This is a genomic window from Micromonospora sp. NPDC000207 (assembly GCF_040300925.1).
Taxonomy (GTDB): Bacteria; Actinomycetota; Actinomycetes; order Mycobacteriales; family Micromonosporaceae; genus Micromonospora.
In genome coordinates this window covers 23,956-39,242 of the sequence record NZ_JBEPEQ010000024.1, presented here as the reverse complement: position 1 = coordinate 39,242, position 15,287 = coordinate 23,956, and the positions used below count along the sequence as shown (strand labels likewise).

21 protein-coding genes and 1 pseudogene are annotated in these 15,287 nt (G+C 72.6%); 14 read left to right on the top strand and 8 right to left on the bottom strand.

The window, feature by feature from the left end; all coding sequences use genetic code 11:
* Positions 1–90 precede the first annotated feature (90 nt).
* Complete coding sequence (locus ABT336_RS08650) at positions 91–498, bottom strand: CoA-binding protein (RefSeq protein ID WP_350895903.1); 408 nt, start codon at positions 496–498, stop codon at positions 91–93.
* 68 nt (positions 499–566) lie between these two features.
* Between ABT336_RS08650 and ABT336_RS08645 the strand changes: the two genes are divergently transcribed.
* On the top strand, positions 567–947 hold the full coding sequence (locus ABT336_RS08645; RefSeq protein WP_350895902.1) for a thiol-disulfide oxidoreductase DCC family protein: 381 nt from the start codon (positions 567–569) through the stop codon (positions 945–947).
* 109 nt (positions 948–1,056) lie between these two features.
* Here the strand turns inward: ABT336_RS08645 and ABT336_RS08640 are convergent, their stop codons facing one another.
* The 3 genes from ABT336_RS08640 to trxA all read right to left on the bottom strand — a co-directional run bounded on the left by ABT336_RS08640 (position 1,057) and on the right by trxA (position 2,953).
* The gene (locus ABT336_RS08640; RefSeq protein ID WP_350895901.1) at positions 1,057–1,989 is read right to left on the bottom strand and encodes an HTTM domain-containing protein; all 933 of its coding nucleotides are present in this window, start codon (positions 1,987–1,989) and stop codon (positions 1,057–1,059) included.
* Complete coding sequence (locus ABT336_RS08635; protein WP_350895900.1) at positions 1,986–2,429, bottom strand: hypothetical protein; 444 nt, start codon at positions 2,427–2,429, stop codon at positions 1,986–1,988. The genes ABT336_RS08640 and ABT336_RS08635 overlap by 4 nt, the downstream gene beginning before the upstream one ends.
* A 161-nt stretch (positions 2,430–2,590) precedes the next feature.
* Positions 2,591–2,953, bottom strand: coding sequence for a thioredoxin (trxA, locus tag ABT336_RS08630; RefSeq protein ID WP_350895899.1), 363 nt, complete (start codon positions 2,951–2,953; stop codon positions 2,591–2,593).
* Positions 2,954–3,496: 543 nt separating this feature from the next.
* On the opposite strand from trxA, the gene ABT336_RS08625 reads away from it, so the two are divergent.
* The 10 genes and pseudogenes from ABT336_RS08625 to ABT336_RS08580 form a co-directional block, all read left to right on the top strand.
* Positions 3,497–4,027 (top strand): hypothetical protein, encoded by a 531-nt coding sequence (locus tag ABT336_RS08625; protein WP_350895898.1) that lies wholly within the window; start codon positions 3,497–3,499, stop codon positions 4,025–4,027.
* A 98-nt stretch (positions 4,028–4,125) separates the two neighbouring features.
* The gene (locus tag ABT336_RS08620) at positions 4,126–4,749 is read left to right on the top strand and encodes a TrmH family RNA methyltransferase (RefSeq protein ID WP_350895897.1); all 624 of its coding nucleotides are present in this window, start codon (positions 4,126–4,128) and stop codon (positions 4,747–4,749) included.
* Positions 4,750–4,829: 80 nt separating this feature from the next.
* Entirely contained in the window at positions 4,830–5,528 is a 699-nt protein-coding gene (locus tag ABT336_RS08615) for a DUF6758 family protein (RefSeq protein ID WP_350895896.1), read from the top strand.
* A 168-nt stretch (positions 5,529–5,696) separates the two neighbouring features.
* Positions 5,697–5,855 carry a hypothetical protein gene (locus tag ABT336_RS08610; RefSeq protein ID WP_169807035.1) on the top strand — a complete coding sequence of 53 codons (159 nt, stop codon included), beginning with the start codon at positions 5,697–5,699 and terminating at the stop codon, positions 5,853–5,855.
* 6 nt (positions 5,856–5,861) lie between these two features.
* Complete coding sequence (locus tag ABT336_RS08605) at positions 5,862–6,728, top strand: PH domain-containing protein (RefSeq protein ID WP_350895895.1); 867 nt, start codon at positions 5,862–5,864, stop codon at positions 6,726–6,728.
* Between the two features lie 33 nt (positions 6,729–6,761).
* On the top strand, positions 6,762–7,424 hold the full coding sequence (locus tag ABT336_RS08600; protein WP_350895894.1) for a SigE family RNA polymerase sigma factor: 663 nt from the start codon (positions 6,762–6,764) through the stop codon (positions 7,422–7,424).
* Entirely contained in the window at positions 7,421–8,680 is a 1,260-nt protein-coding gene (locus ABT336_RS08595) for a hypothetical protein (RefSeq protein ID WP_350895893.1), read from the top strand. The genes ABT336_RS08600 and ABT336_RS08595 overlap by 4 nt, the downstream gene beginning before the upstream one ends.
* A gap of 52 nt (positions 8,681–8,732) precedes the next feature.
* On the top strand, positions 8,733–9,596 hold the full coding sequence (locus ABT336_RS08590) for a PHP domain-containing protein (RefSeq protein WP_502891140.1): 864 nt from the start codon (positions 8,733–8,735) through the stop codon (positions 9,594–9,596).
* A 40-nt stretch (positions 9,597–9,636) separates the two neighbouring features.
* Positions 9,637–10,251 (top strand): MarC family protein, encoded by a 615-nt coding sequence (locus tag ABT336_RS08585; RefSeq protein WP_350895891.1) that lies wholly within the window; start codon positions 9,637–9,639, stop codon positions 10,249–10,251.
* A 183-nt stretch (positions 10,252–10,434) separates the two neighbouring features.
* Positions 10,435–11,247: pseudogene (locus ABT336_RS08580) on the top strand (RecB family exonuclease); the annotation flags it as partial.
* A gap of 117 nt (positions 11,248–11,364) precedes the next feature.
* Here the strand turns inward: ABT336_RS08580 and ABT336_RS08575 are convergent.
* Both ABT336_RS08575 and ABT336_RS08570 read right to left on the bottom strand, forming a co-directional pair.
* Positions 11,365–12,216 carry an oxygenase MpaB family protein gene (locus tag ABT336_RS08575; RefSeq protein WP_350895890.1) on the bottom strand — a complete coding sequence of 284 codons (852 nt, stop codon included), beginning with the start codon at positions 12,214–12,216 and terminating at the stop codon, positions 11,365–11,367.
* An 81-nt stretch (positions 12,217–12,297) separates the two neighbouring features.
* Positions 12,298–12,726, bottom strand: a complete 429-nt coding sequence (locus tag ABT336_RS08570) for a Fur family transcriptional regulator (RefSeq protein WP_350895889.1) — start codon at positions 12,724–12,726, stop codon at positions 12,298–12,300.
* 185 nt (positions 12,727–12,911) lie between these two features.
* Between ABT336_RS08570 and ABT336_RS08565 the strand changes: the two genes are divergently transcribed.
* Positions 12,912–13,394 carry a DUF2231 domain-containing protein gene (locus ABT336_RS08565; protein WP_350895888.1) on the top strand — a complete coding sequence of 161 codons (483 nt, stop codon included), beginning with the start codon at positions 12,912–12,914 and terminating at the stop codon, positions 13,392–13,394.
* A 37-nt stretch (positions 13,395–13,431) separates the two neighbouring features.
* Here ABT336_RS08565 and ABT336_RS08560 read toward each other — a convergent pair whose 3' ends face one another.
* Positions 13,432–13,764: a hypothetical protein gene (locus ABT336_RS08560; protein WP_350895887.1), complete on the bottom strand. Its 333-nt coding sequence runs from the start codon at positions 13,762–13,764 to the stop codon at positions 13,432–13,434.
* 90 nt (positions 13,765–13,854) lie between these two features.
* Between ABT336_RS08560 and ABT336_RS08555 the strand changes: the two genes are divergently transcribed.
* Both ABT336_RS08555 and ABT336_RS08550 read left to right on the top strand, forming a co-directional pair.
* Positions 13,855–14,034 (top strand): hypothetical protein, encoded by a 180-nt coding sequence (locus ABT336_RS08555; RefSeq protein WP_434742782.1) that lies wholly within the window; start codon positions 13,855–13,857, stop codon positions 14,032–14,034.
* A gap of 61 nt (positions 14,035–14,095) precedes the next feature.
* Complete coding sequence (locus ABT336_RS08550; protein ID WP_350895926.1) at positions 14,096–14,326, top strand: hypothetical protein; 231 nt, start codon at positions 14,096–14,098, stop codon at positions 14,324–14,326.
* A 221-nt stretch (positions 14,327–14,547) separates the two neighbouring features.
* Here the strand turns inward: ABT336_RS08550 and ABT336_RS08540 are convergent, their stop codons facing one another.
* Positions 14,548–15,204 carry a 5-formyltetrahydrofolate cyclo-ligase gene (locus ABT336_RS08540; protein WP_350895885.1) on the bottom strand — a complete coding sequence of 219 codons (657 nt, stop codon included), beginning with the start codon at positions 15,202–15,204 and terminating at the stop codon, positions 14,548–14,550.
* Positions 15,205–15,287 lie beyond the last annotated feature (83 nt).

The window sequence follows — 15,287 nt, the reverse complement described above, 5'->3', positions numbered from 1 at the left end:
GCCTGCCCCCTCGACGCCTACGGCTCCCCGGTCGACGCTACCGCCGCAGCGGGTCGCCGAGGGCGGCTTTGCCGGCCTCGGGAGAGGTCGTCAGGGCAGTCGGGTCAGGCCGGCGGCGCCCCGTTCGACGATCAGGCAGCGATCCTCGACGTAGTCGATTCCGGCCTCCTCGGCGATCTGTCGGGCCTGCGCCGAGACGATCCCGAGCTGCAACCAGACCGCCGGTGCGCCGATCGCCACCGCCTCCCGGACCACCTCGACGGCGTCGGCCGCCGGTCGGAACACGTTCACCAGGTCGACCGGGTGCGGGATGTCGGCCAGGGTCGGGTACGCCGGTTCCCCGAAGAGCGCGTCGACGGTCGGGTTCACCGGGACGATCCGCCAGCCGTACCGCTGCATCTCGGCGGGCACCCGGTGTGCGGCCTTGCCGGGGTTCCGGGACGCGCCAACGACGGCGATCACTGCGGAGTCGGCGAGGAGTTGCTGGGCGGTACGCACCTGGCGACTGTAGCCCGCCGGGGCGCTCGCCGCCGGACCTCGTACCGCCACGGTGCGACAATGGGGGCATGGAGACGTCCACGTTCGTCTACGACGGCGACTGCGCGTTCTGTACGCGTTGCGCGGAGTTCGTCGGGCGGCACATCCCCGGTTCGTTCACCGTCCTGCCGTGGCAGTTCGCCGACCTCACCGAGCTCGGGTTGGGCGCGGCCGAGTGCAGCGAGTCGGTGTGGTGGGTCGGGGTGGACGGCACCCGGGCCGCCGGTCCGGACGCCATCGCCCGGCTCCTCGGGGCCAGCTCGGCGCACTGGCGGGCGGCCGGGGCGGTGCTGCGTCTCCCACCGGTACGCGCGCTGGCCTGGCCGGTGTACCGGTGGGTGGCCCGTAACCGTCACCGGATGCCAGGCGGTACGGCTGCCTGCGCGGTCCCCTCCGCCCCACGGGACTGACCCCGCCGCCGAGCCGACGCGGCCCCCGAGCCGACGGCCCGGCGGGACTGACGCCGCTGCGGAGCCGACGGCCCGGCGGACTGACGGCCCGGCGGGACTGACGGCCCGGCTATCCGGGCCGGACCGACGGGGCGGTGCCCCTGTCGTCGCCCGCCACCGCGAGGGACTGTTCGGCCACCGGGGCGGATGCCCCGTCGTCGGTCCCCGGTCCGCGACGGTCCGCGCCGACCAGTCGCCGCAGCCGGTGCACCGGTCGGACCCGTTCCAGCGGCAGGAAGGCGGCCATGGCCACCAGGTGCGGGGCGAACGAGATGGTGATCGTCGCCATGGTCACCGCGTGGAACGAGTAGAAGAACCCGACCATCGCCAGGCGCCAGCGTTCCCGGAGCACCAGGACCACCGGACTGAGCAGCTCGAAGGCGACGATCCCGATCTGGGCGACGATCAGCAGGTACGGCACGGCGGCGATCAGGTCGGCCAGTTCGGTGCCGCGCCTGATGATCGCGCGGGCCAGCACCGACCCGGTCAGCCAGTCCAGCCCGCCGAAGCGCAGCTTGGCCCAGGCGGCCAGGAAGTACGTGCAGATCACCGCGATCTGGGTGACCCGCAGGGCCCACCCGCCCGCTTCGGTGCGGGTGGCGTCACCGTGCCGGGCCCGACCGGCGGTGGGCAGCACGGCCAGGGCGACGAGCAGGGCGAACCGGTCGTGGTCGACCTTGCCGTAGCTCATCGCGATGATCATCCACTCGAAGTAGAGCAGGAAGACCGACCAGCCGAGGAGCCGGGGAAGTCGCCCGGAGGCGGCGAGCAGGGACACCCCGAGCAGCAGCCAGAAGACCATCGAGACCAGGGCGGGGGTGGGGGTGGGCAGCGGGAGGATCCGGCCGACGAAGAGCGGTTCGTAGAGACTCCCGGGCACGCTGACCCGGGTCCGGATCCACGGGGTGAAGAAGACCAGGTCCGCGGCGACGAAGAGATAGACCAGGGTACGGAAGGCCGCCACCCGGCCTCGGGGGACCGGCTCGGTCAACCACCGGGTCACGGGGTGCCCGCCTGCCACTGGACGACAGTCTCGTCGTGGTACGTCCCGGTCGGGCGGCCGTCGGTGATGCCGTGCCACCTGATGACGATCCGCACCTCGGCCAGGGCCGGCGCGTCGGGGTGCCGGTCGGCGTACGCGTCGGCCACCTCGCGGAGCCGTTCGGGCTCGGCGACGTACCAGCTCTGCTGCCCCTCGATCTCGGCCCGGCGGATGCCAGTGGCGTTCTGGTCGAGGTCGACGAGGGCCCCGTCGCTGTCGACGCCCTCGACCCTGGTGTCCGGGGCGGGCTCGTTCGGGGGGTTGGAGGTGGCGTACATCCGGAACGGCCCGAAGGGGAAGTGGTCGTCACTGCCCCAGACGGTGCCGGCGAGCAGCAGGGCGAGGCCGAGTGCGGTGGCACCCAGCCGCAGGGCCCGGCCCCGAGTGGTCAGTGTCTCCATGGGGCGCTGACGCTACGCGTAGCCCGGTGGTGACGGGTACGTCCGTTCGGTCGGTTTGTCCCCTCCGGTCCGGGAATTCACGCCGGTGCCCACCGGGAACGACGGACGGCCGAGCCGGTCCCGCGCGGAGCGGGACCGACCCGGCCGTCACCGGTCGACGATCAGTGCTGGTGCTCGGACAGCTTCTTCCGGACGTCGTCCATGTCCAGCGCCTCGACCTGCTCGATCAGGTTCTCCAACGCCGACTCCGGCAGCGCACCCGGCTGGGAGAAGACGATCACCCCGTCCCGGATCGCCATCACGGTCGGGATGGAGCGGATGTCGAACTTGGCCCCGAGTTCCTGTTGGGCCTCGGTGTCCACCTTGCCGAAGACGATGTTCGGGTGCTTCTCCGAGGAGCGCTCGTAGAGCGGAGCGAACCGCTTGCACGGGCCACACCACTCGGCCCAGAAGTCGACGAGCACGATGCCGTCCTTGCCGGTCACCTCGTCGAAGTTCGCCGTGGTCAGCTCAACGGTTGCCATTGCCTCTCCGATCACCGCAGATTCGTTTACGCCCCCTCAAACGACAGGGGGGTGTCCGAGAATTCCCGGACCGGCGGTGGTGAAACGCCCGGAGCGCTCCGGAAGCCACCGAAATCATCGACGTACGTCGGTGTGGCGGGCGCTCGGCGGTTGGCAAGTGCAGTACGCAATTGCGTGACCACGGGTGATGGGAGCGTTTCCAGTCCCCTCGGGTTGTCAAGGCGGTGCGGGCCGGCAACTTCGCTGCTGACAAGGGTGGATGTGACCTGCGGAGATCGCGGTGAGAATCGATCTCCGTGACTCTTCGTATTGTTACGAAAAGATAAATGTGACCCCGGTCTCTGTTGGGATGGCGTCGGGCTGGGGCAGAATCTTCCCCATCAGAGCGTGGGCGGCGGGTGCCGGGGAGGGCCCCGCCGCTCATTGCGTCTGCACCCGGTTCGAGCGGTGACCACGACCCCCGCCGGGCGACGAACCCGACGACTCGGATCAGCCCCCCGACGTGTTTGCCTCCGTGTCCCGCCTCCGTCGGAAACGGCACATATGCTGACGCCGGAGGTCCGCATGAGCCACTCCGTCCCCGCCGAGCCACCCTCGGCCGACCGGCGCGTCGCACCGCTCGCCGTCGCCGCGTACACCCCCGCCGAGTGGGACCTGCTCACCGAACTGCCGGGGCGGGCCGTGGTGGTCGCCGCCGTACCCGGTCCCGGTCGGGCCGACCCCGGCGTCGCGGCCGGTCTCGCCGGTCTGGAGGCGGTGGCCGCCGGCCGGTCCTTCGACAGCGAGCTGGTCCGTGCCGTGGCCGCCGCCATCTACGCCCGGCACGACGTGGGCACCCCGCATCGGGTGCCCTCGGCCGCTCCGGACGACCTGCTGGCCGCCGCCCGGGTCGCCACCCGGGTGCTGCACCGCCGCGCCGATCCGGCCGACTCCGCCGCCTACCGGCAGTGGGTGCAGTCGGTGGCGGCCCGGGTCCGCCGGGTGGTGCCCCCCTCCGTCGCCGCGCCGCAGCCGCCCGACGCCGACGACCGGCTCTTCCTGGACCGGCTGGGCCGGGCACTGCGACTGCGCTGACCGCGGACGGCGCCCGGTGTGGACGAGAGCGCGGCGGCGGGACGGCCGCGAGCACGGGCGGCGGCGGGACGACCGCCGTGCCGTAACCTGTTGTCCCCGTGACCGATGAGCAGCTTGAAGTCGGTGTCGGCCCGTGGACGGGCGACCCGCCGGAGGACCCCCGCTACGACCCCGAGCTGCTCGCCGAGGGCGACCGCCGCAACGTGGTCGACAGGTACCGCTACTGGAGCCGGGAGGCGATCGTCGCCGACCTGGACCGGCACCGGCACGGGTTCCACGTCGCCATCGAGAACTGGCAGCACGACTTCAACATCGGCACCGTGGTCCGCAACGCCAACGCCTTCCTCGCCGCCGAGGTGCACATCGTCGGGCGGCGCAGGTGGAACCGGCGTGGAGCGATGGTGACCGACCGCTACCAGCACGTTCGACACCACGACACGATCGGGGAGTTCGTCGACTGGGCGGCCGGGGAGGGGCTCCCGGTGGTGGGGATCGACAACCTGCCCGGTTGCCGCCCGCTGGAGACCGCCGTCCTTCCGCGTCGCTGCGTGCTCGTCTTCGGTCAGGAGGGGCCGGGTCTGTCCGAGCCGGCCCGGGCCGCCTGCGACCACCTCTTCTCCATCGCCCAGTACGGCTCGACCCGATCGATCAACGCCGGGGTGGCCAGCGGGATCGCCATGCATGCCTGGGTACGCGCACACGCCGGCCCTCCACCGCCCTGACCTGCCCCGACGTCACCCGTCGGTGAACCGGATCCGCCGCCCGGCTTGACGGGGCGGCTGGACAGGAGAACGGTGGAGATGTGAGCGTCGCGGTGAGTTGTCCAAGATGTGGCGGGCCGGTACGGCCGGCGGACCTGATGAACTCCGAGTCGCGCTGTCTGGCCTGCGGCCCGGTCCCGCCGTTGCACGTGCCCCGGAACATCGGCGCGGAGATCGTGGCGAGCGTCGTCGACCGCCTCGCCGCCGACGTCGACCCGCCCTCGCGTCCCGGGGTGCCGCTGTGGTGTCCCTGGCCGCTGCCGGCGGGCTGGACGCTCACCGGTGTGGCGTACGCCGGTGACGACAGGGGTGGGATCCGGGCCACAGCGGTGGCCTGTGCCGGCCCCGCCCCGCTCGGCGGTGGCCCCGCCGATCTGCTCTTCGTGGCCGAGGAACCGGGTGTCGGGCTGGGCACCAGGTTCGCCGGGACGACAGGCCCCGACCCCGGCCCTGAGCTGGTCGAAGCACTCCGTGATCCGGGTCCACGCCATCCGGGACACCGCAGCACCGCAAAGATCAAAGTGGCCGGTCACCCCACTCCACTGTGGGTCGTGGAGTCCCGCGACGATCGAAGCGCGTACGCCGGAGAAGCTCGGGGAATGTGGCTTCATGCGATAGCCTGGCCGGCGAGTGCGGGACATCTGCTCGCGGAGGACGTCGTGTTGCACGACCTGACCGAGTGGACACCCCCCGAACTCGTGTACGGCGCACCGTCTCCGTACCTGCAGGGCAGGGCCTGACCGGGTCGTGTCGATCGAGGCAGAGTGGCCTCGATCTAGGACAGGGCTTGACAACCTGCCTCAGGTGTCGGAGAAAGGACGCAGATATTCACTGTACGACACCTTGCTGATACTGTGGGTGCCGCTGCGGTAATCGAACCCGGCGCCGCGCGAGAGGATGGGACCGCCATGGTCAAGAAGGTTCTCACCTGGGCCGGTATCGCATTCCTGGTTTTCTTCGTCGCCTACCGACCGAACTCGGCAGCAGACGTCTTCAAGTCGCTCGGTGGCGGCATCGTGGACATCGCTGAGGGGTTCGGCGACTTCTTCACCAGCATCGTGGCCTAGCCACCGATGGGTAGCCCCTCGGGTCCACCCTTCGACCCTGACGACCCGGATCGGGCCCGCCGGGAACACGACACCGAGCCGATCCCTCGCTACCGTGAGGACGGTCCGGAGTCGGGCTTCGGTGCCCGCCCCGTCTTCTCCGACGACGTCGGATACGGCGACCGCGCCGGCTACTCCGGCGAGGAGCGGCCCGGCCAGACGTGGGTCCGTGACCCCGAGCCCGACTACCAACCCCCCAGCATCTCCGAAGAGGAGCTGGCGGGCCTGCGGGTCGACGCCTCCGGGATGCCGCTCGGCCCCCGCCGGGTGCTGCCCCTGGAGGACGAGCCCAGCTCGCTCGTCGCCCGCTACCTGTTCCCCACCGAGCGGTACCGGGGCGAGTGGAAGCGACACTGGATCCACCTCACCACCCCGGTCCTGGTCGGCGTCGCCGCCACCTTCGTCCTCGGCTACCTCTCCGGTTTCCTCGCCGGGCAGGACGTCGGTGCCCTCACCACGATCGCCGTACTGGTCTGGTTCGCGGTGATGGGATGGGTGGCCTGGCGGGTCGCCGACTGGTGGTACGACAGGTTCATCCTGACCAACAAGCGGGTGATGGTGGTCAACGGCATCATCACCCGCAAGGTCGCGATGATGCCGCTGGCCCGGGTCACCGACATGAAGTACGAACAGTCCCCCACCGGCCGGGCCCTCAACTACGGCACCTTCGTGCTGGAGTCCGCCGGTCAGGACCAGGCCCTCCGCGAGATCAAGAACCTGCCCAACCCCAACGAGCTCTACCTGCGCGTCGTCGAGGAGATGTACGAGCCGCAGGCGGTCGAGGCGCGGCTGGGCAAGGAAGCCGACGAGGCGAAGGCCGACGACGGCGCCTGACGGCTTCGGCGCGGCGGGGCACGGAGGTGTGCGGTGGCGACCAGGGACCCCTTGGAGGAGGAGTTCCGAGAGTTCGTCGCGGCCCGCTCCGCCGCGCTGTTGCGGACGGCGTACCTGCTCGCCGGGGACTGGGCCACCGCAGAGGACCTGTTGCAGACCGCGTTGACCAAGACGTACCTGGCGTGGCGGCGGCTCGGCGGGATCGACGCCGTCGAGCCGTACGCCCGACGGGTCATGGTGAACACCTCGACGAGCTGGTGGCGACGTCGGTGGCACGGGGAGCGCCCCACCGACGTGCTGCCCGAGTCGGCCGCCGTCGACGAGATGGAGCGGCGACTCGACCGTGACCTGCTCTGGCAGCACCTGCGGATGCTGCCCAACCGTCAGCGGGCGGTGCTGGTCCTGCGCTACTACGAGGACCTGTCGGAGTCGCAGACGGCGACCCTGCTCGGGATCTCCACCGGCACCGTGAAGAGTCAGACGGCCCGGGCACTGGCGACCCTGCGCCGCCGCCTGGGCGACCAACTGGTCCCCGACCTCGCGGCCCACCCCCGCCCGGCCGACCCGGCACCCGGCAAGCCCGCACGCCGGAGTGATCCGGTGCCGAGTGTGGGTCAACGGCGGCGGACACCCGTACAACAGGTGACGCCGGCGCTCGCCGGACCCGTCGTACCGACGGCGGTGGAGACCCGGTGAGCGGGGTGACGGGCCGGCCCGGCCCCCGGACCCCCGACCGGCCGGTGCCCACCGACGACCAGGGTGACCAGCCCGACGAGCTGGAACTGGCGGTACGGGAGTCGTTGCGGCGACAGGCCGAGTTGGCCCGACCGCTGCCCGTCGACCCGGCCGACCGGGCGATCCGCCGGGCGAACCGGACCCTGCGGCGGCGGACCCTGACCGGGGTGGCCCTGGCTGCGGTCGCCACCGTCGCTGTCAGTACCGGGGTGGCGCAGATCGGGGGCGGGTCGACCCGGCCGGACTCGCCGGTGCTCATCGGTGACCCCCTCGGCCCCTCGACTGCCGTCTCCGTCGGTCCACAGCCCCCGGCGGTCGGGGCGGTACGCGCCGAGGCCGACCTGATCGTCGGCACGTCGCTGGGGACCACCGAGGGCCGCCAGATCGAACTGGAGGGGGTCGGCCCGGTCGAGCGGGCCCAGCGGATGCCCGACGACACCGGGTGGCTGCTCCTGGGCCGGGCGACCGCTGCCGGTCGTACCCTCTGGTCGGTCGGCTCGGACGGGACCGTCGGGGTCCTCCTGGCCGGGGCCGCGACGATCGTGGCGGCCCCGGACGGTCGACGGGTGGCGTGGCGCGACGGCGGGCAGCTCCACACCGCCGGGGTGGTCGCCGGGCAACTGGTGGCGACGGTGGGGACCCCGGTGGCCGACGGTGTCGAACCCGTCGGCGTCGTCGGCGACACGGTCCTGGTCCGCCGGAACCCGGACCGGCCGGGCCTGGCGAGCTGGCGACCGGCCGAGGGGCCACCCCGGGACCTCGACGGGTCCGTCCGGCACGTCTACGGCAGCCGTCCGGACGGGCGGCTGGTCGGTCAGGTCGTCGACGGAGACGGCCGGTCCTGCCTGGCGTCGCTCGGTCCCACCGGACGGGTCGAGGGCCGGCCCGGCTGCGTGCCGCTCGGTCCGGACGGGCACGGGGCGGTCTCCGCCGACGGGCGCTGGCTGCTCGTCAACCGGGCGGACGGGGACGCGGGAGCGGTCCTGGTGGATCTGGACACCCTCGGTGGGGCACCGGGGGTGCACCCGGCCGGTCCGTCGTTGACCGGCGCGGTGGCCTGGGCTCTGCCGGGTACCGCCCTCTACGCCGACCGGGCGGGCAACCTGGTCCGGCTGCGGGTCGACCGGGTGCTCGCCGGTGACCGGGGCACCTCGACCAGCCTGGCCGGGGCGGGGCCGGAACACCCGCCGGTGGTGGTCACCCCGAGCCACCCGTGACCGGGCGGCGGTCGCGGGAGCCGTCGGGCGAGCCCGGTACGGTCGGATCGTGATCACCAGTCCCCGCATCGACCTGCACACCCACTCGACGGCGAGTGACGGCACGCTGACCCCGGCGGAGCTGGTCCGGGCCGCTGCCGACGCCGGCCTCGACGTGGTCGCGATCACCGACCACGACACCACCGCCGGGTGGGCGCCGGCCGTGGCCGCCCTGCCGACCGGGCTGAGCCTGGTCCGGGGGGCGGAGTTGTCCTGCTGCTGGCACGGCGTCGAACCGGCGCTGTCGCTGCACCTGTTGGCGTACCTGTTCGATCCGGAGTCCCCGGAGCTGGTGGCGGAGCTGGCGCGGGTACGGATCGCCCGGGAGACCCGGGCCGAGCGGATGGTGGCGCTGCTGCGCGCCGACGGGGTCGAGGTGAGCTGGCCGCAGGTGCTGGCCGGGGCCGCCGGGGGGACCGTCGGTCGACCGCACATCGCGGCGGCGCTGATCCGGGCCGGTCTGGTCGCCGACACCGCCGAGGCGTTCGCCCCACGGTGGCTGGGTGAGCGGTACCGGCTGCCCAAGGACGACATCGACGTGTTCCGGGCGGTGGAGTTGGTCCGGGCAGCCGGTGGGGTGCCGGTCTTCGCCCACCCCCGGGCCAGCCGTCGGGGGCCGATCGTGCCCGACGAGTTGATCGCCGACCTCGCCGCCGCCGGGTTGGCCGGGTTGGAGGCCGACCACGAGGACCAGTCACCTGCCGAGCAGGCCCACGTGCGGGGTCTCGCCGCCGAGTTGGGCCTGCTGGTGACCGGGTCGTCGGACTTCCACGGCACCCACAAGACGGTCCGGCTCGGCGCGTTCACCACCGCGCCGCAGGCGTACGAGCGGATCCTCGCCGAGGCCGGTGAAGTGACCCCGGTCGCAACCGGATGACCTGAATATTCCCTGCCCAGGGCACCGATACCGTGTCCGGGTGGATGTGCAGCTGTTCGGCGCGGTATTCGTGACCCTGTTGGTGATCGTCGACCCACCGGGCATGATGCCGATCTTTCTCGCCCTGACCGGTCCGTTGTCGGCCCGGGACCGGAACCGGGCCGCCTGGCAGGCGGTGGCGTTGGCGCTCGGCGTCATCGTGATCTTCGCGGTCGCCGGGCAGACCATCCTGGCCTACCTGCACGTGGACCTGCCCGCGTTGCAGGCCGCCGGTGGGCTCCTGCTGATCCTGGTCGCCCTGGAACTGCTCACCGGCAAGACCGACGACCCGACGAAGCAGGCCACCTCCAACATCGCCCTGGTGCCGCTGGGCACCCCGCTCCTGGCCGGGCCGGGGGCGATCGTGGCGACGATGCTCTTCGTGCAGCAGGGCGACGGCCCCGGTGACTACGCCTCGATCGGGGCCGCGATCGTCGCGGTGATGGTGACCGTCTGGGTGGTGCTGCGCTTCTCCGGTGGGATCGTCAAGGTGCTGCGGCCGGGCGGGATCGAGGTGCTGACCCGGATCGCCGGTCTGCTCCTGGCGGCGATCGCCGTACAGCTCATCGCCGATGCGGTCTTCGCCTTCGTCACCCAGTACGCCCAGCAGGTCTGACCGGACCCTGGTTCGCCCGGCAGGTCTGATCCGGTCCCGGCGGGTCACCGGATGCCCGTGTCGTACCGGGATGGCAGGATCGCAGGGGTGCGACGACCCACCTCGAACAGCCGTCCCTCCTCGACGGGTCGACGGGCCCCCCGTCCCCGGGCCGACCAGTCCGAGCAGCTCGGCTTCGAGGGCATGCCGGAGCGGTTGTTCGTCTGCACACCGAGCCGACTCGGGGCGTACGCGGACTGCCCCCGCCGGTACCGCTACTCCTACGTCGACCGGCCCGCCCCGCAGAAGGGGCCGCCGTGGGCGCACAACTCCCTCGGTGCGAGCGTGCACACCGCCCTGAAGAACTGGTACGCCCTCCCGGCCGACCGGCGTCGACCGGAGGCGATGGCGGCGCTGCTCAAGGGCGTCTGGGTCCGTGACGGGTACCGCGACGACGAGCAGGAACGGGCCGCCTTCCGGCGGGCCTCGGACTGGCTGGAGTCCTACGTCGGCACCCTGGAGCCGGGCGTGGAGCCGCTCGGGGTGGAGCGGGTGGTCGCGGTGAAGACCGCGGTCCTGGCCTTCAACGGCCGGGCCGACCGGATCGACTCCCGGACCGGCCCGGACGGGCCGGAGCTGGCGATCGTCGACTACAAGACGGGCCGGTCGGGGCTGGACGCCGACGACGCCCGGGGATCACAGGCCCTGGCCCTCTACGCGTACGCCGCCGAGCGGGTGTTCCGCCGCCCGTGTCGCCGGGTGGAGCTGCACCACCTGCCCACCGGGACCGTCGCCGCACACGATCACACCGCCGAGTCGCTGGCCCGGCAGGTGTCCCGGGCCGAGGCGGCGGCCAGGGACATCATGGCGGCCGAACGGGCGGTCGCCGACGGAGGCGACCCCGACGAGGCCTTCCCCACCACCCCGGGCGCCCTCTGCGGCTGGTGCGACTTCCGGCGTACCTGCCCGGACGGGGCGCAGGTCGACGGGAAGGAGCCCTGGGCGTCGGTGGAGCGGACCCTCACCGACCCGTCCGGCGGCGGTCCGGACTCGACCCGTGGTGTGTCGGCGGCGACCGGTGGCCTGTCGGGTTCCACAGGCAGTGCGTCGGTGGCGACCGGCGGTCTGTCGGGTTCAGCCGGCGGCGTGCCGGGCGGCCCGCTCCCGGGCGGCGACCTGGATCGGGCCGATCAGTAGGTGCCTCGGGACGGCGGTCAACGCCAGTCTGAGGGTGCGGACGCCCAGGTCCGCCGAGAGGGCGGTGGTGGGCAGTCCCAGACCTCCGTAGAGCCGACGGGCCCAGGCGGGCAGCAGGCCGAGCGCGGTGGTGGCGAGACCCAGGTACGCCCAGCGGGGCGGTCCGAGGGTCAGGCCGAGCCGGACCGGGAGGCTGACCTTCCACGGGATCGGCGGCACGGTGAGGAAGAGCGCCGTCTCGGCGGCCTCCCGGGTCATCCGTAGCTGCGGACGGACCTCCCGGTAGTACGCCTCGACCTCGGCGGCCCTTCCGGGGACGCTGTCGGGGTCCAGCCCGACCAGGGCGGCGGCCCGACGCTGCTCGGTGTAGTACCTGTCGACCTCGTCGCCGGTGAGGGCCACTCCGGCCCGACGGGCGGTGCCGACGAAGGACTCCACCTCGGTCACGTGCACCCATCGGAGCAGGTCGGGTTCGTCGACCCGGAACGGCGTACCGGTGAGGGGGTCCGTCGCCCTCATCCGGGCGTGCACGGCCCGGATCCGGCGTCCGGCCCGTTCGGCTTCGGCAGTGGTCCCGAAGATGGTGGTGGCGACGTACTCGGAGGTGCGGACCAGGCGGCCCCACGCGTCCGTACGGTAGTTGCTGTTCTGCGCCACCCCGGCCATCGCCCTCGGGTGCAGCGACTGGAGGTAGAGCGCACGCAGGCCCGCCACCATCAGGACCGGCTCCGCGTGCACCTTCCAGGTGACCGAATCCGGACCGAAGAGGCCGAGATCATCGGAGTTCACCGACCAAGAGTGCCACGTCGGGCCCGCCGGTCGGCAACCGTCGCCGACCCGGGACCGCTGATCCGTGACTCGGGAGCCGGGTCAGTGGTCGGTGTCGCGCCGGACCCGGCAGGCGGGGCAGAGCCCCCAGAAGGTCACCTCGGCCTCGTCGATCTCGTACCCGTGGGCGATGTTCGGGTCGAGGCAGGGGGTGCTGCCGGTGGCGCAGTCGACGTCGGCGATCTCGCCGCAGCCCCGGCAGACCACGTGGTGGTGGTTGTCGCCGGCGCGGGCCTCGTACCGGGCGGGGCTGCCGGCCGGTTCGATCCGCCGGGACAGTCCGGCCCGGGACAGCGCCCCGAGGATGTCGTAGACGGCCTGGGTGGAGACCGAGTCGAGCCGCATCCGTACCCGGCGGGTGATCTCGTCGACCTCCAGGTGGCCGCCGCCGCCGAGCACGTCGAGTACGGCGAGGCGCGGCCGGGTGACCCGAAGTCCCCTCGACCGGAGCAGTTCCTCACCGGTGGACATGAGGCAATGACAGCACGCAGGAGTTCGGCAGACACGCGAACCTGTCGGCCGGGTGGCCCCGACCACAACCGAACGTCGGGTGAAACGTGGGTGAACCGGACCGGAACGGGCTGCGTGTACAGCTGAGACAGGCCGGAGGCCGTACGCTGGCGACCCGCGACCGTAACCCGACGTCGGAGGAGCCGGTGTTCAAGGAGTTTCTCGGTCTGCCGCTGCACCCCCTCGTGGTGCACGCGGCGGTGACGCTCATTCCACTGCTGGCGCTACTGGGGCCGGTCTACGCCCTACGGGCGCGGTGGCGTCCGAAGATGGACTGGGCGGTGGGGCTGTTGGCACTGGGCGCACCGGTGGCGGCGTTCGCCGCGACCCAGTCCGGCGAGGCGTTGACCGACGCCCTGGTGGCCAAGGGTTACCCCCAGGAGGCCCTCGACGAGATCTACTACCACTCCCAGCAGGGTGACTGGCTGTTCCGGTTCACCATCGCCCTGTCGGTGGTGACCCTGGCGCTGCTGGTGGTCACCAGCGACCACCCGAAGGCCCCGAACCCGCCGTCGTGGGTCGGGCGGGTGCTGTCGGTGCTGGTGGTGGTGCTGGCCGTACCGGTGTTGATCTACACCTTCCGGGCCGGGCACAGCGGGGCCGAGACGCTCTGGCAGAACACCTTCTGACCCTCGGGCCGCTCAGGAGATCCGACTCTGGGGCTGCTCAGAACAGCAGCCGGGTGCAGAAGAGGCAGAGCAGGATCAGCAGCACCGCCCCGGCCACCGAGCCGACCACGTACGTGATCCGCTGGGCGCGCTGCTCGTCGGTGTCCAGCTCGACCATGTCCTGGGCGGGCAGCCGGCGGGGGGCCGCCGGTTGCAGGTGCAGGGGCGGCCGCCAACCGGCCGGCGGGGCGACGGTGGGCGGGGGCCCGGCGTACCCGTTGGTGGGGGGTCCGGGCGGCGGGGACGCGTCCGGCCCGGAGGGGCCCACCGGCTGGTCCGCGGGGCGTCGCCAGTGGTCGTCGGCGGAGCTGGCACCGCTGGGCGTGGTCACGTCGACCGACGCTACCAACCCGCCGGGTGCCGTGGTGCGCCCTCGACGGCGGGTCGGGGAGCAGGATGCCGGGGCGGCCGGGCGCTATCCTTGCCCCTCGTGAGCGTGGATCCGGGGGTACGCGGCGACGACGACCGGGTGGTCGACCTGAGCGAGGACTTCGTCGTGCTGCCCGAGCAGACGTCCGACGACACCGACCGGGGCTGGGGCGAGCGGGGTGTCGGCAACGACGACCGGCTGCTCGCCGAACGGCCCCCACACTGGGACTGACCCTGTCGGAACCGGGCCGCCCGTAGGCGGACCGGTCCCGGGTGGTCGACGTCAGGACGAGGTGGTTCCGGAGCCGCTGGCGGCCGGGGCCTTCGCGGACCCGCCGGAGGACCCGCCCGACGAGCTGCCCGACGAGCTGTTCGACGATCCGCTGCCGGAGGTCCCGGACGAGCTGCCGGAGTCGGACGAGGAGCTGCTCGACGAGGTGGCGGCGGACTTGTCGCCCCCGCCGCCCCCGCCGCCCCCGCCGCTCCTGCCCTCGGAGCCGGAGGAGCGGGAGTCGGTGCGGTAGAACCCCGACCCCTTGAACACCACCCCGACGGAGTTGAACACCTTGCGCAGCCGGCCCTGGCACGCGGGGCACTCGGTCAGCGGGGCGTCGGCGAAGGACTGCACCGCCTCGAGTTGGTCACCGCACGCGGTGCAGGCGTACTGGTACGTGGGCACGGTCTCCTCCGGAGTTCTGGAACGGCCGATTGGCACTCGACGTATTCGAGTGCCAATGTTGCGTCATCACCCCCGGGTTCGTCCAGCGGAAGTGTGGGGAGCGACACCCGCAGCGTCGACCAGGGTGAGGAGTCCACCGCCGGGGGTGACCACCGCGCGGACCGGCCGGTCGTGCGGCTCGGCCGGCAACCTGTCGACCAGCTCACCGTCGTGCAGCAGCGCCACGGTCAGGGTCCGCGCCGACACCCGGGCCAGCGCCCTGTCGTACGAGCCGCCGCCGCGACCCAGTCGCGCCCCCCGGCGGTCCACCGCCAACGCCGGCACCAGCACCAGATCCGCCCCGGCGATCGCCTCCACCCCGAGCCGGGGTTCCGTCGGCTCCCGCATCCCCCGTCCCGCCGCGACCAGCGAGCCGTCGTACCCGGCCCAGTTCAGGTCCAGGTCGGTACGCAGCACCGGCAGCAGCAGCTCACCGCCGGGCGGGAGGGCGGCGCGCAGCCGGTCGGGCAGGTCGGGTCCGCCCGGCTCGGAACCCACAGGGACGTACGCGGCCACCCGGGCGGGGCGGATCCGGCGTACCAGGTCGGTCAGCTCGGCCCCGATCCGCTCGGCGGCGGCGGCCCGCTGCTGCGCGGTCTGGGCCCGGCGGTGCAGCAGCAGGTCGTGGCGGGTTCGTCGCTTCGCCTCGACGGGAGTCGGTACGTCCTCGGAAAAATCGGCCACGCAACACTCCTGACGCAACGTTGGTCTATCGGTGGCTCTGTGTCAGCATCGCAGGATCGGGCGCGGAACTTCCGGGGGGAAGC